Source organism: Pseudomonas sp. AP19 (assembly GCF_001728855.1).
Classification (GTDB): Bacteria; Pseudomonadota; Gammaproteobacteria; order Pseudomonadales; family Pseudomonadaceae; genus Aquipseudomonas; species Aquipseudomonas fluorescens.
Window position 1 is genome coordinate 49211 of sequence record NZ_LXJP01000013.1, and the last position, 12635, is coordinate 61845.

Consider the following 12635-nt stretch of genomic DNA (forward strand, 5'->3'; position numbering starts at 1 on the left):
GAATAGGAAGGGCTGATAGGCCACAGATTCGCCTGCGCGGGGTCAACATGGCGTGAGGTACTCGTCAAAGAATCGTGAAGACCCGACCTGATCCGCTGTTTTTCTCGGTTAATCGATTCTTCTCAATTCTTAGCCTGCTATCATTTGTAACTATTGTTTGCGAGCCTGCTCTAGCTCATTGGCTCCTAGTTGCTCGGCAAACCTTCACGCTGCTCCCAGAAGCGGCTGATCAATCCGTGACCACATGATGAGGTGCACCCATGTCTGATCAAGATCAAGACAACCCCCGGCGTGATTTTTTGCGCAAATCCTTGACCTTGATCCCGGTGGTCACGGTTGCCAGCACCGGCCTTGGCGGCTCGATGTTGATGGCCACGCCGGAGCCGGCCCAGGCCGCTCCGGCCAAGCCGCCCGCCAGCGACAAAGCCTATGAACCGAGCTACTTCACCGCCGAAGAATGGGCGTTCATCAACGCGGCCGTCGCCCGCCTGATTCCCGCTGACGCCCAAGGCCCTGGCGCCCTGGAAGCCGGCGCGCCGGAATACATCGACCGCCAGATGAACACGCCGTATGCCGCCGGCGCCCTGTGGTTCATGCAAGGCCCGTTCAACGCCGATGCGGCGCCGGAGATGGGCTGGCAGAGCAAACTGGTGCCCAAGGACATCTATCGCCTGGGCATTGCCGCGACGGATGCATGGTCGAAGGCGTTCAATGGCAAAGCTTTTGCTGCGCAAGACAGCGCTACCCAGGACGACATGCTACGGCGCATGGAGGCTGGCGGCAGTGAAATGACGGCGCATTTCGAAGCCGTGCCCGCGAAGATGTTTTTCAACCTGCTGCTGCAAAACACCAAGGAAGGGTTCTTCTGCGACCCGGTCCACGGCGGCAATAAAGGCATGGTCGGCTGGACAATGATCGGCTTCCCCGGCGCGCGCGCCGATTTCATGGACTGGGTTGAACGCAACGAGCAATACCCCTTCCCGGCTGTTTCCATTCGCGGCGAGAGGGCATAAACGTGGCGACCATCATGAAGAAAGTGGACGCGGTGATCGTGGGCTTCGGCTGGACCGGCGCGATCATGGCCAAGGAATTGACCGAGGCAGGCCTCAATGTGGTTGCGCTGGAGCGCGGCCCGATGCAGGACACCTATCCGGACGGCAACTATCCGCAGGTCATCGACGAACTGACCTACAGCGTGCGTAAAAAACTCTTCCAGGACATCTCCAAGGAAACGGTGACCATTCGCCATAGCGTGAATGACGTCGCCTTGCCCAACCGCCAGTTGGGCGCGTTCCTGCCCGGCAATGGCGTGGGCGGCGCGGGTTTGCACTGGTCGGGCGTGCATTTTCGCGTCGACCCTATCGAACTGCGCATGCGTAGCCACTATGAAGAGCGCTACGGCAAAAATTTCATTCCCAAAGACATGACCATCCAGGACTTCGGCGTGAGCTACGAAGAATTGGAGCCGTTTTTCGACTACGCGGAAAAAGTCTTCGGCACCTCCGGTCAGGCCTGGACCGTAAAAGGTCAGGTGGTGGGCGAAGGGCGTGGCGGCAACCCATACGCACCGGATCGTTCCAACCCGTTCCCGCTGGAGTCGCAGAAAAACACCGTGTCCGCACAGCTGTTTCAGAAGGCGGCTGCCGAGGTCGGTTACAAACCCTACAACCTGCCGTCGGCCAATACCTCGGGGCCGTACACCAACCCCTACGGCGCGCAGATGGGCCCGTGCAACTTCTGCGGGTTCTGCAGCGGTTACGTGTGCTACATGTATTCCAAGGCCTCGCCAAACGTAAACATCCTGCCAGCACTGCGCCAGGTGCCGAACTTTGAGCTGCGGCCCAATTCCCACGTACTCAAGGTCAACCTCGACAGCACCAAGAGCAAGGCCACCGGCGTGACCTATATCGACGGCCAGGGTCGGGAATGCGAGCAACCGGCGGATCTGGTGATCATCGGCTCCTTCCAGTTCAACAACGTACGTCTGATGTTGCTCTCGGGTATCGGCAAACCCTACGACCCGATTACCAATGAGGGTGTGGTAGGCAGGAACTTCGCCTACCAGAACATGGGCACCATCAAGGCCTTCTTCGACAAGGACACCCACACCAACAACTTCATCGGTGCGGGCGGCAATGGCGTGGCCATTGATGACTTCAACGCGGATAACTTCGACCACGGGCCGCACGGCTTTGTGGGAGGCTCGCCGATGTGGGTCAACCAGGCCGGCAGCCGGCCGATTGCCGGTACGTCCAACCCGCCGGGCACCCCGGCGTGGGGCAGTGCCTGGAAACGTGCCACCGCCGATTACTACACCCACCAGGTGTCGATGGACTCCCACGGCGCGCATCAATCCTACCGAGCCAACTACCTGGACCTCGACCCGGTGTACCGCGATGCCTACGGTTTGCCATTGCTGCGGATGACGTTCGACTGGCAGGAAAACGACATCAAGATGAACCGTTTCATGATGGAAAAAATGGGCAAGGTTGCTGAAGCGATGAACCCCAAGGCCATTGCCGTGCTGGGCAAAAAGGTCGGCGAGCATTTCAACACGGCGTCCTACCAGACCACTCACCTCAACGGTGGCGCGATCATGGGCACCGACCCGAAAACCAGCGCGCTGAACCGCTACCTGCAGAGTTGGGATGTGCACAACGTATTTGTCCCGGGCGCATCCGCTTTCCCACAAGGCTTGGGTTACAACCCTACCGGCCTGGTGGCGGCGTTGACCTACTGGTCGGCGCGGGCGATCCGCGAGCAGTACCTCAAGAATCCCGGCCCACTGGTTCAGGCATAAGGAGCGATGACCATGAAAGCACTCGTTATCGCCTCCCTGGCGTTGCTCAGCAGCTGCTCGGTAAGCGCCGCCGAAACCGACTTGATCAAGCAGGGCGAATACCTGGCTCGCGCGGGTGACTGTGTGGCCTGCCACACTGCCAAGGGCGGCAAGCCGTTCGCTGGCGGCCTGCCGATGGAAACGCCCATCGGCGTGATCTATTCCACCAACATCACCCCGGACAACACGGGCCTGGGCAACTACAGCTTCGAAGACTTCGACAAGGCCGTGCGCCATGGTGTCGCCAAGAACGGTAGTACGCTTTACCCGGCGATGCCGTATCCGTCCTACGCACGCGTCAGCGACAGCGATATGCAGGCGTTGTATGCGTATTTCATGAAAGGGGTTGAGCCGGTCGCCCAAGCGAACAAGGACAGTGACATTCCGTGGCCCTTGAGCATGCGCTGGCCGTTGGCGGCCTGGCGCTGGATGTTTGCCCCGACGGTTGAGGAGCATCCGGCACAGGTCGCCGCCGACCCGGTGATCAGCCGTGGCGCCTACCTGGTTGAAGGCCTCGGCCACTGTGGCGCCTGCCATACGCCGCGCGCGCTGACCATGCAGGAAAAAGCCCTGAGTGCCGCGGACGGCGCTGCCTTCCTGTCCGGCAGCGCGCCGTTGGAAGGCTGGATCGCGAAAAGCCTGCGTGGCGACCACAAGGACGGCCTCGGCAGTTGGAGCGAGGAGCAACTGGTGCAGTTCCTCAAGACCGGTCGCAGTGACCGCAGCGCGGTGTTTGGCGGCATGAGTGATGTTGTCGTGCACAGCATGCAGTACATGTCGCAGGACGACCTGACCGCTATCGCCCGTTACCTCAAAAGCCTGCCGGCGGTCGATCCCAAGGATCAGCCGCATCAGTACGATAAACAGGTGGCCGACGCGCTGTGGAAAGGCGATGACAGCAAACCGGGCGCGTCGGTGTATATCGACAACTGCGCCGCCTGCCACCGTACGGACGGCCATGGTTATACGCGGGTGTTCCCGGCACTGGCGGGTAACCCGGTGTTGCAGACGGCGGATGCCACGTCGTTGATCAACATTGTGTTGAACGGTGGAACCTTGCCGGCAACTCATACGGCGCCGTCGACATTCACCATGCCGGCTTTTGCCTGGCGTTTGTCGGACCAGGAAGTGGCGGATGTCGTCAGTTTCGTTCGCGGCAGCTGGGGTAACAAAGGCGCGCCCGTGACAGCCAGTGACGTGGCCGACCTGCGCAAGAGTGACATGCGCACCACCTCAGGCGATGACCTGGGGCAGGTAACGCAAAAGCACTGATCCTGGCCTGACCGCCAAACGGCACTGGTCAGAACCCTCGCGCCTCGATACTGTATATAAAAACAGTATCGAGGCGTTTTCATGTCTACTCCGTTGCCGCCCCGTGGCCGGGGCACGGCCACCAACCTGCACAACCGTTTTGCGCCGACTGCCAGCGTGGTCGAGGACGACGGCTGGTTTCAGGAAGTGCCGCCGACCCAGGGCACCGAAGTGCGGATCGAGACGGCCAAGAGCATCATCACCCGCAACAATTCGCCGGACTTGCCCTTCGATCGCTCGATCAACCCTTATCGCGGCTGTGAGCATGGCTGACTGTAGTGTGTGATTGGTACATATGAATGCAGAGCTATTTCGCGGCATATATAGAAGAGAGTTGAGCTATCGCGTGTTGAGGCGTTTCGCCCTTGGAATATTCTGTGACAAACGGTGCAATCCAGCAGCAGTGCGGCCTACACGGATATACCGCGTTTCATACACATTTTACCCACAACGTTATCCACAGGTAGTGCGTTGATAAGCCCCCAAAAACGCATTATCTTGTACCCCGCCTCTCCGACACCCCCTACATGTAGTGTTCGCCATTGAGAAAGTGCCGAAAGTTTCTGTAGATGACCCCCATGACGCACGGATTAATGGTGGCTGAAAGGTGGCAGCACAGGCCCTTATTAGGCCCTCCTGAGGCCCTCAGGAAGCGCAAATGCGTTATTAGGCATCGTGTTTGATGGCGGAGAGAATAAAGTGGCGTAGAGAGGCCCCTGGGGGCTTGCAGAGGCAGGTAGATGACTATATAGTGGCCACACAAACGCAAAAACCCCAAATTAATGGGGTCTAAGCAGAAGATGTCTACGAGCAGTCGCGTTCAGGTCCGCTAAAACATGACGCGACTACTCGTACCCTTCGGCTAATGCGTTTCAGCACTGTCGAAAGAAGGACGCCATTAAAAGCCAATTGATGCAATTGCGTCAATCGGTGATTGATCGGTGGTCGTCTCCAGACAGGTGCGATTAACTTAAACCCTGCTGGAGACTGCCCAAATGGACATGTCGATTGGATTCACCCGCAACACCACTATCGGCGCCAAAACGGTGCCGGTTCGTCAATATCGTCGGTTCCGCTTCGGTGAATGGGAGGATGTCTGCCACCACCGTCGTAGCCCACCGCGTTAAGACGTGAAAGTCGCCACCAAGCTCTTGCTGATTTGGTGGCTTCCTACGGTAGTTCCTCTACCATCGAACACTTCGCAACTCGAAACGCCTTCGACCTTCCGGTTTATCCTGGCGCCTCCCCAAGTACATCCCCGCCATCGTCTTTTTGCCTATCGCTCCAGCAATAGTGATAGTTAAAACCTATCGATTGGGTTTGAGTAGTCGACGTACGCCCCTCTATAGATTTCACGTTATCCATTGCTTATATGAACTATGTCTAAGGTAGAGTGCCGGTCTAGTCGGTAGTATTGCCTTAATCATGGAAAGGATTGGCGATGAAAGCTTGGACAATAGGCACGGGTCTACTGATCTTCGCCGTTAGCGGTAACGCATTGGCCATGGATGGAAACGGCCTCCTAAAGGCTTGCCAGGGCGCTGTCAGGTTCAGTGACACTCGAGTAATGGACGACGAGTTCTCATCTGGCTACTGCTTTGGTGTATTGCAAACGGTAGGGGAAATGATGGTTGTGATAAACCCAATCCTTAAGCCTGAAAAGCAGGTTTGTGCCCCTAAGGGGATGACCAATGAGCAGGCCGCCCGCATTACCGTGAAGTATCTGAAAGAAAACCCCTCGAAGCTCCACCAAGATGGCAGCAGTCTCGTGGTATTTGCTCTTCTTGACTCGTACCCGTGTATGCCCAATCACTAATCAAGGCCCCGCCGCTCAAACAAGGTCGCAAATCATGGGCGTCCGAACTGCCCTGGCTGGAAAATAATCGACAGGGCATGATGACTTGCCTGAGCTGTTAAGCAGGCTGCGATAGGGTTTGTCGAAAGCTCGAACGATATAGAAATAAGTATGGAGCGGAGAGGCGCCAAGCTCGTCTCTGGCTGGCGTAGAACGCTGGGCCCTTGTAGCAGGCGTAAGGGCGCCCGCTTAATGCGGCTCTAGGGGGCTTTCATTGCTCGCTGAACGGTGGAGAGACTGACACCAAGTGCTTTGGCAGTGTCTCTGTAGGACGATCCATTGGCGATGTGATTGCGGATTGCTTCAGCATTGGTTGTCTTTACACCACCTTTGTAGACCCCTCTTGCCTTGGCCGTGGCGATCCCCTCCCGCTGGCGTTCACGAATCATTGAACGCTCAAACTGAGCAACTGCACCCATCAGGCTGAGCATCAGATCTTGGTTGGCGTTCTGTTCGCTGGTGAATAGAAGGCTTTCCTTGTGGAACTGGATGTTTACGCCACGGGCTTTTAGATCACTGACAAGCCCCAGTAAATCAACCAAGCTACGTGCCAGCCGGTCAATCGAGTGGACATGGATCGTGTCGCCCTCGCGAACGTATCGAAGCATTTCCTGTAGGGCTGGGCGCTCTGTAGTAGAGCCTGATACCTTGTCTTCAAACACCTGGGCGAAGGTCATGCCGTCTAATTGGCGAGCGTTGGTCTGGTCCGCCGTTGAAACTCGTTTGTAGCCGACATCTGCCATTTATTTTACTCCTGTATTCATCTGGGTCTAGACGTTGTCATTTTGTCCCTTTCTTCCGCTCAAAACAACGCTAGAGCCCAAGAAACTGTATTCACCCGACTAGTGGTCAATAGGGTGTACCCAGTTGAATGCATATGGTTTCTGAGTAAGTGAACTGTTTAACATGCACATTCCTCAATCAGGAGCTGACCATGAGCAAGATTCATTCGCTGACGATAAACGTTGAAGGGAAGTCTGCTGAGCATCTGAAGAAGTTGCTCGAGCTTGCGCTTTTTGAGCTTCAAGAGCTCCAACAGCAATCTTGGCGAAAGCGCGATGGCGATTCTCTGCCTCTGCAAATGAGCGGAGACATGGGCTGCTATGTGCTGGAATACAAGCTGGGGTCACACGCACTCGTTGCTGCACAAGCAGATCTGATAGCCAAGGGTTATCGAAAAACTGATGTTACCGAGTGGAGGACCGAGAACTACAGCGTTTTTGAGCATGACCATAAGCCCCCCGTCCGTCTCTACCTGGAAACTGTCCGGGTCGATGAGCATGACGTTGAGGAGCACGAAAAAAACAACTTTTCCTTTTGAGTCGACGCCATTTCTTGCAGCACTTCGACTTTCATGGTCGTGACTATTGGCGAAGCTTAAGAATTCCAGCGGTGATGGCAGATGCGTTCGCATCGAGAGTCTGCAATGCGGTGACGGCGTTCTCATGGATTTCGTTTGATCCACAGGTTTTAGCCCACAGGGCCACTTCTTCAATCGCTGCTGCAAGCGCGTGCTGGTTGTGAAGGAGGAGGGTTAGGACGTCTGCTGTAGCTACATGGGCTTCTGTGTTATCTGGCACGGTCCATCCTTGAGATTGTCTTTGAAGGTCGTCAGAGCCCTTGTAGCAGCTCTGACAAGGTCATTCCCAGTCCATCAGCCAGCACCTTTGCAGCATCTAGGCTGGGGTTGGCTGTGCCCGTCTCAATTCGCGACATATACGTTCGAACGAACCCGCACCGATCAGCGAAAGCCTCCTGACTGAAGCCCTGACTGGTGCGTAGCTCTCGGATTCGTTGGCCGAAACCCTTTCTCAGATTCTGATTTGGTTGCATTCGCGAATGATGGTCGGATGAACCCCAATCGTGAACACACCATTTGATGACACACTAACTGATACATTGGTATCCTCGTCGCTCATCTAGCTAGCACCTGACAGGGAGCCCCATGAACGAAAAACTGTTTGTACTGACGACCCAGAAGAAGAAAACGAATCACATCCTGCACGTCATCATGACAGTGCTGACGGGAGGTCTTTGGTTGTTGGTATGGGGTATCACCATGCGTAGCAATGACGCCCACAACAGGAAGCTCGACAAGCAAATCAATCAGATCATGCTCTACAAAACGCAAGGTCTGAGCGATACCGAGACTTACAAGCAGATAAAGAACGACGAACTGAATTCCGAGGTGCTTCAGGGGCGGGTGATATTCGTGATTCTGGTCATAGTGTTCCTGTTCTTCTACTTCAGATAGCTGTTCCAGGCGGGAGCAACAAATGCTTGTTAAGCACAGACCACCGATTGACTCCCTGCTTGCCAAAGAGCTTGGAAAGGTCATGTGGTTTCTGTTTCTCAATTGACCTTGCAATCTGATCCAGCTTTTCGATGGAGAGTCTCTTGCCCAAGGCATTCATGACAGTAGGAAAGACTTTGTTCGCGATCTCACGAAGGTCCTCGACTTTCTTCGTTGTGAAGATGGTCAGGTAGGCTTGTAACGGGTCGCCCCCTTTCTTAAGTGTTTGAACCCTGACGAGAAATGGTTGGTCAGGACAGCGCCTACGGAGTGTTTGTTTGAATTTGACCATGTGTTCGAGTAGGGCATGACTCTGTTCGGGGTCATCGTAGAAGATGGAATGTTGATAGGGCCATTGGTTGGATCGGAGTACAACAAGATATTTTCTTTTTGTCTTAGCTTCGCTGGATTCACTCATACGGCTACACCTCCTCTATTGATGAACATACTTGGAGTTCCCCTCCTATACTGGTTGGTTGATAGAACGCCGGAACCAGCAGGTCCATATACAATGCAATCATTGTCAGCATTGGTTGAAGTTGAGATCGGATAGAGTCTTTCGCGAGCATGAATCGACTGAGATTATGCATTAGTAGTGCGGTAAATTCAAAACCGTATCGCAATCAAGCCCCGGTCAAGCAATCGCCCCGGGAATAGGGCTTCCCTTAAGACGTCACTCTTCGCTACGGTCAAAAAAACCATATATTTTGTATGGGTTTATGAGCGTTTCAGATAGGTTATTGGCACATCACTGCAAAGGCTTCTTCACCGCAGGCGACAACAGCGATATAGGTGCTTTCCACTGCACTCCCTTGAGTGTTTCGAGTTCTTCGGGAGTAAAGACGTCGGGCATTGTTGGTTGAATTCTGCGTCTCTTACCTGCAATCCTGATAGTCCCCTCAGCAACTTTGAAGCGTTTATCTGGTGGACTGGTGATGGTAGCTTGGAACTCCGTAACTTTACCCTTGAATACTGGCTTAACCACCGTGCTGAGAGTCTTTCCCTCGAAGTCAATTTCCAGCGTTTCAAAGATGTTAGACAGGTAGCGATTGATCCTCGCACGCTCCAGTGCTGCCGCCTCACTACGGTCGTTCAACATCCACTCCACGCGATTGCCAACGTCCAACCCGGCAATGGTGAATGCGTCCTCCAACTCAACCAGCGACGTCTCAGCTATTGCTAGATTGGCCCGTGCATGCCTGTCGTCTCCCTTGGCCTTGGTGAGCATGTCTAGCAGCACTGTTTGTCGGTCTGTATCGTCTTCATCCATGAGCCGCTGCTGTGTCTGGCTGGTCCGTGTGGCGATCTTCTCTATCAGTGCTACCAACGCGTCACGCTCACGACGAAGGGTTTTCAAGTCTTCGCTGGCTTCCATGAAGTAGGTGCGGAGGTTCGTCCAGTGTTCAAACTTGAACAGTAGGCGCCGTAAGTGCTCGCCTCGAACGGAACGGATGCCCACTCCAGTGCAACTGTTGCTCATACTGTTGGTACACATGAAATATTCTTTCTGTGTTTTGAACATGAATCGAACGCTACCACCGCAAGCGGCACACTTCACCAAGCCTCGGTAGATGTTGAGGTTGCTGGCGTCCTGCTTACCGGCGAATGGCTTACGCTGGCTAATGACAGCTTGCACCTCGGCGAACAGATTTTTGTCTACGATCACGGGGTAATAGTCGATCAAGACACGGTCGGATGGGATGTTCTTCCCTGCCTGTTCGTTGAAATTGGTGATGGTGTGTTCACCGATCAGGCGACGATTCTTCAACAGGTATTGCACTTGGTGAATCTTCCAGCTCGAGCCGTATTGTTCGTTTATTCTTCGGCATGACTCTGCCACACCGTATTGAAGGGACGCGGTGAACAAGGCCCGTATCTGGGTGGCAATGTCCTCCTTCACTTTGAAGCGGCGTTCATTATCAACCCGCTCAACCTCAAGCCATTGAGCCACCTTGTCTGTCGTTACATCACCTGCTTCCATGCGTGCATGTGCCTTCGCCCAACCAGCACGACCAAAATCACTTTTCCGTTTTGACTCAGCGTTGGCGCGTTCCATATCGACAAGAATGGTCATGAGCCCACCGAGGTCGAGTGTTCCTGGCGTATACACCTGTAGGCGGTCGGCAATACCAATCCTCAAGCCAGCACCAAGAATCTCAAAGAACAGGGGCACAGCGTGGGCAAGTTGCATCCGTGACATACGGTCTGCGTTTTCAAAAAGGAGGAGGCTACCGGGTGGAATCTCGCTGCGTTTTGCACGGTCGATGAATTCACGTAGCTTGCCTTCATGGGCGTTCTTCCCGCGAAAGCTGGACATGCCGGGGTCAGCAATCTCTTCCACTAATGTCATGTGGTAATGCTTACAGAACGCTTCCTGTGCCTCACGCTGGCGGGTTTCGGTAGATCCGTCTGACTGTCGGTCTGTACTCCACCGCATGTATGAATAGACTTTCCCTGACACTGTGCTCACCCTGCATTGGTTCTTATAAGTGAGTATAGCTGCATCTACTGCTATGCGCGGCCCAGCCATGCCTATTGGGACCTGTCGCCGGGGCTGGATTTCGAAACCAAACTGATCGCCAAAACCAATGCCGCCGACGTGCTCGAACAACAGCTGTCGAAGCCGGGCTATGTGTGCGCGCCGATCAATCTGGGCTCCAATACCGACCCGTACCAGCCTATCGAGCGCGAATACAAAATCACCCGGCAAACCCTCGAAGTGCTGCTGCGTTATCGGCACCCGGTGACGATCATCACCAAGGGTTCGCTGATCCTGCGCGATCTCGATGTGCTCACTGAACTGGCGCGCCAACGCCTGGTGGCGGTGATGATCAGCCTCACCAGCCTGGACGACGAGCTCAAGCGCATCCTGGAACCGCGCACGGCGGCGCCCAAGGCGCGATTGCGGGCGATTCGAGTGATGCGTGAGGCCGGTATCCCGGTGGGGGTGCTGTGCTCGCCGATGATTCCGATGATCAACGACAGTGAACTGGAAAGCCTGCTGACCGAAGCTCACGCGGCCGGGGCGCAGAGCGCCGCGTATATGATGCTGCGCTTGCCATTGGAAGTGGCGCCGTTATTCGAGGAGTGGCTGGCGGCGCATTACCCGCAGCGGGCGGCCCATGTGATGAGCCTGGTGCGCCAGGTGCGTGGGGGTGAGGTGTACGACAGCCGCTTTGGTGTGCGCATGCGCGGCGAGGGGCCGTTTGCTGATTTGTTGGCGCAGCGCTTCAGCAAGGCGATCAAGCGGCTGGGGCTCAATCGCCGGGAGGGGTTTAACCTGGATTGTTCGGCGTTTTGCCCGCCTGGCAGGCAAATGGCATTGTTGTAGACTGACGAGGAAGAACGCATTGTTTCTGTAGGAATAGTCGCGTTTTGACATCAATGAAACCCACGATCTAGAGCGGTTCATTCAGTTTGAGTTAAGTTTCGACGGTTACCTTGTTCAGCGAGTGACTGATGAGTCGGAGCCTCGGTTTGTGTGGTTTTCCAACTATTTCACAGCCTGGGCGTCGAATAGACCTGAACACTCACCCTGCATTAATCAAGAGGATGAATCATGAGTGACAAGGATAAACAGCCGTTGGCTGCGTCGGCTTCAGCCCCTCAGGTGGCGGAAACCGCCGATGCAGCGCTAAAGCACATCGTTGACGGCTTTTTGCATTTCCATCACGACGTCTTCCCTCAGCAGGAAGAGCTCTTCAAGAAACTCGCCACGGCCCAGAGCCCGCGCGCAATGTTCATTACCTGCGCCGACTCACGCATCGTGCCCGAGCTGATTACCCAAAGCTCGCCCGGCGACCTGTTCGTGACCCGTAACGTAGGTAACGTGGTGCCGCCCTACGGCCAGATGAACGGTGGTGTTTCCACCGCCATCGAGTACGCGGTATTGGCCCTGGGCGTGCAGCACATCATTGTGTGCGGGCATTCCGATTGCGGCGCCATGCGCGCAGTGCTCAACCCCCAGAGCCTGGAAAAGATGCCGACGGTAAGGGCCTGGTTGCGCCATGCCGAGGTCGCCAAGTCCATGGTCGAGGACAACTGCGACTGCGCCAATGAAGGCGAAAGCATGAAGGTGCTGACCGAAGAAAACGTCATCGCCCAGTTGCAACATTTGCGCACCCACCCTTCCGTGGCTTCGCGCATGGCCAATGGTCAGTTGTTTATCCATGGTTGGATCTACAACATCGAGACCAGCGAAATTCGCGCATACGACGCAGACCAGGCGGCGTTCCGACCGCTGGGCGGCGACGGGCCAATCCCTTGCGCGACGCCTAAAGCGCGCTTCTAAAACACTTCCCTGCCGGGTAAAGCGGTGGCTGCCATGGATGCAGCCA

At 55.4% G+C, this 12635-nt stretch carries 12 protein-coding genes and 2 pseudogenes; 9 read left to right on the forward strand and 5 right to left on the reverse strand.

The annotated features are described in order from the left end of the window. Positions 1-260 precede the first annotated feature (260 nt). The 5 genes and pseudogenes from A7D21_RS12015 (at position 261) to A7D21_RS12035 (ending at position 5966) form a co-directional block, all read left to right on the forward strand. Complete coding sequence (locus A7D21_RS12015) at positions 261-1013, forward strand: gluconate 2-dehydrogenase subunit 3 family protein (RefSeq protein ID WP_053253647.1); 753 nt, start codon at positions 261-263, stop codon at positions 1011-1013. 2 nt (positions 1014-1015) lie between these two features. Further along, positions 1016-2800 (forward strand): GMC family oxidoreductase, encoded by a 1785-nt coding sequence (locus A7D21_RS12020; RefSeq protein ID WP_053253648.1) that lies wholly within the window; start codon positions 1016-1018, stop codon positions 2798-2800. Between the two features lie 12 nt (positions 2801-2812). Then, positions 2813-4111 (forward strand): cytochrome c, encoded by a 1299-nt coding sequence (locus A7D21_RS12025; protein ID WP_069551789.1) that lies wholly within the window; start codon positions 2813-2815, stop codon positions 4109-4111. Positions 4112-4192: 81 nt separating this feature from the next. Then, a pseudogene (locus A7D21_RS12030) lies at positions 4193-4420 on the forward strand (radical SAM protein); the annotation flags it as partial. A 1171-nt stretch (positions 4421-5591) separates the two neighbouring features. Next, a complete protein-coding gene (locus tag A7D21_RS12035) occupies positions 5592-5966 on the forward strand; it encodes a Rap1a/Tai family immunity protein (protein WP_069551791.1) in 375 nt (124 codons plus the stop codon). A 239-nt stretch (positions 5967-6205) separates the two neighbouring features. Here the strand turns inward: A7D21_RS12035 and A7D21_RS12040 are convergent, their stop codons facing one another. Beyond that, positions 6206-6748 (reverse strand): recombinase family protein, encoded by a 543-nt coding sequence (locus tag A7D21_RS12040; protein WP_069551792.1) that lies wholly within the window; start codon positions 6746-6748, stop codon positions 6206-6208. Between the two features lie 191 nt (positions 6749-6939). On the opposite strand from A7D21_RS12040, the gene A7D21_RS12045 reads away from it, so the two are divergent. Continuing rightward, positions 6940-7326, forward strand: coding sequence for a hypothetical protein (locus A7D21_RS12045; RefSeq protein WP_069551793.1), 387 nt, complete (start codon positions 6940-6942; stop codon positions 7324-7326). Positions 7327-7369: 43 nt separating this feature from the next. Here A7D21_RS12045 and A7D21_RS12050 read toward each other — a convergent pair whose 3' ends face one another. Together A7D21_RS12050 and A7D21_RS34300 are read right to left on the reverse strand one after the other, a co-directional pair. Next, positions 7370-7585, reverse strand: a complete 216-nt coding sequence (locus A7D21_RS12050; protein WP_069551794.1) for a hypothetical protein — start codon at positions 7583-7585, stop codon at positions 7370-7372. 31 nt (positions 7586-7616) lie between these two features. Continuing rightward, a complete protein-coding gene (locus A7D21_RS34300; protein ID WP_082149858.1) occupies positions 7617-7838 on the reverse strand; it encodes a helix-turn-helix domain-containing protein in 222 nt (73 codons plus the stop codon). A gap of 112 nt (positions 7839-7950) precedes the next feature. On the opposite strand from A7D21_RS34300, the gene A7D21_RS12055 reads away from it, so the two are divergent. Continuing rightward, positions 7951-8259, forward strand: a complete 309-nt coding sequence (locus A7D21_RS12055) for a hypothetical protein (RefSeq protein WP_069551795.1) — start codon at positions 7951-7953, stop codon at positions 8257-8259. Here the strand turns inward: A7D21_RS12055 and A7D21_RS12060 are convergent. Both A7D21_RS12060 and A7D21_RS12065 read right to left on the reverse strand, forming a co-directional pair. Next, complete coding sequence (locus tag A7D21_RS12060; protein WP_069551796.1) at positions 8252-8716, reverse strand: hypothetical protein; 465 nt, start codon at positions 8714-8716, stop codon at positions 8252-8254. The genes A7D21_RS12055 and A7D21_RS12060 overlap by 8 nt on opposite strands. 330 nt (positions 8717-9046) lie before the next feature. Further along, positions 9047-10828, reverse strand: a complete 1782-nt coding sequence (locus A7D21_RS12065) for a recombinase family protein (protein ID WP_083272187.1) — start codon at positions 10826-10828, stop codon at positions 9047-9049. Here A7D21_RS12065 and A7D21_RS12070 point away from each other — a divergent pair. Both A7D21_RS12070 and A7D21_RS12075 read left to right on the forward strand, forming a co-directional pair. After that, positions 10790-11629 (forward strand): annotated as a pseudogene (locus A7D21_RS12070) (PA0069 family radical SAM protein); the annotation flags it as partial. The gene A7D21_RS12065 and the pseudogene A7D21_RS12070 overlap by 39 nt on opposite strands. A gap of 228 nt (positions 11630-11857) precedes the next feature. Continuing rightward, positions 11858-12589: a carbonic anhydrase gene (locus tag A7D21_RS12075; protein WP_053253651.1), complete on the forward strand. Its 732-nt coding sequence runs from the start codon at positions 11858-11860 to the stop codon at positions 12587-12589. Positions 12590-12635 lie beyond the last annotated feature (46 nt).

Excerpts from the sequence above, each read along its gene's own strand:
- A7D21_RS12015 (WP_053253647.1), top strand. The coding sequence starts at position 261 with ATGTCTGATCAAGATCAAGACAACCCCCGGCGTGATTTTTTGCGCAAA.
- A7D21_RS12025 (WP_069551789.1), top strand. The coding sequence starts at position 2,813 with ATGAAAGCACTCGTTATCGCCTCCCTGGCGTTGCTCAGCAGCTGCTCG.
- A7D21_RS12035 (WP_069551791.1), top strand. The coding sequence starts at position 5,592 with ATGAAAGCTTGGACAATAGGCACGGGTCTACTGATCTTCGCCGTTAGC.
- A7D21_RS12040 (WP_069551792.1), bottom strand. The coding sequence starts at position 6,748 with ATGGCAGATGTCGGCTACAAACGAGTTTCAACGGCGGACCAGACCAAC.
- A7D21_RS12045 (WP_069551793.1), top strand. The coding sequence starts at position 6,940 with ATGAGCAAGATTCATTCGCTGACGATAAACGTTGAAGGGAAGTCTGCT.
- A7D21_RS34300 (WP_082149858.1), bottom strand. The coding sequence starts at position 7,838 with ATGCAACCAAATCAGAATCTGAGAAAGGGTTTCGGCCAACGAATCCGA.
- A7D21_RS12055 (WP_069551795.1), top strand. The coding sequence starts at position 7,951 with ATGAACGAAAAACTGTTTGTACTGACGACCCAGAAGAAGAAAACGAAT.
- A7D21_RS12060 (WP_069551796.1), bottom strand. The coding sequence starts at position 8,716 with ATGAGTGAATCCAGCGAAGCTAAGACAAAAAGAAAATATCTTGTTGTA.
- A7D21_RS12065 (WP_083272187.1), bottom strand. The coding sequence starts at position 10,828 with ATGGCTGGGCCGCGCATAGCAGTAGATGCAGCTATACTCACTTATAAG.
- A7D21_RS12075 (WP_053253651.1), top strand. The coding sequence starts at position 11,858 with ATGAGTGACAAGGATAAACAGCCGTTGGCTGCGTCGGCTTCAGCCCCT.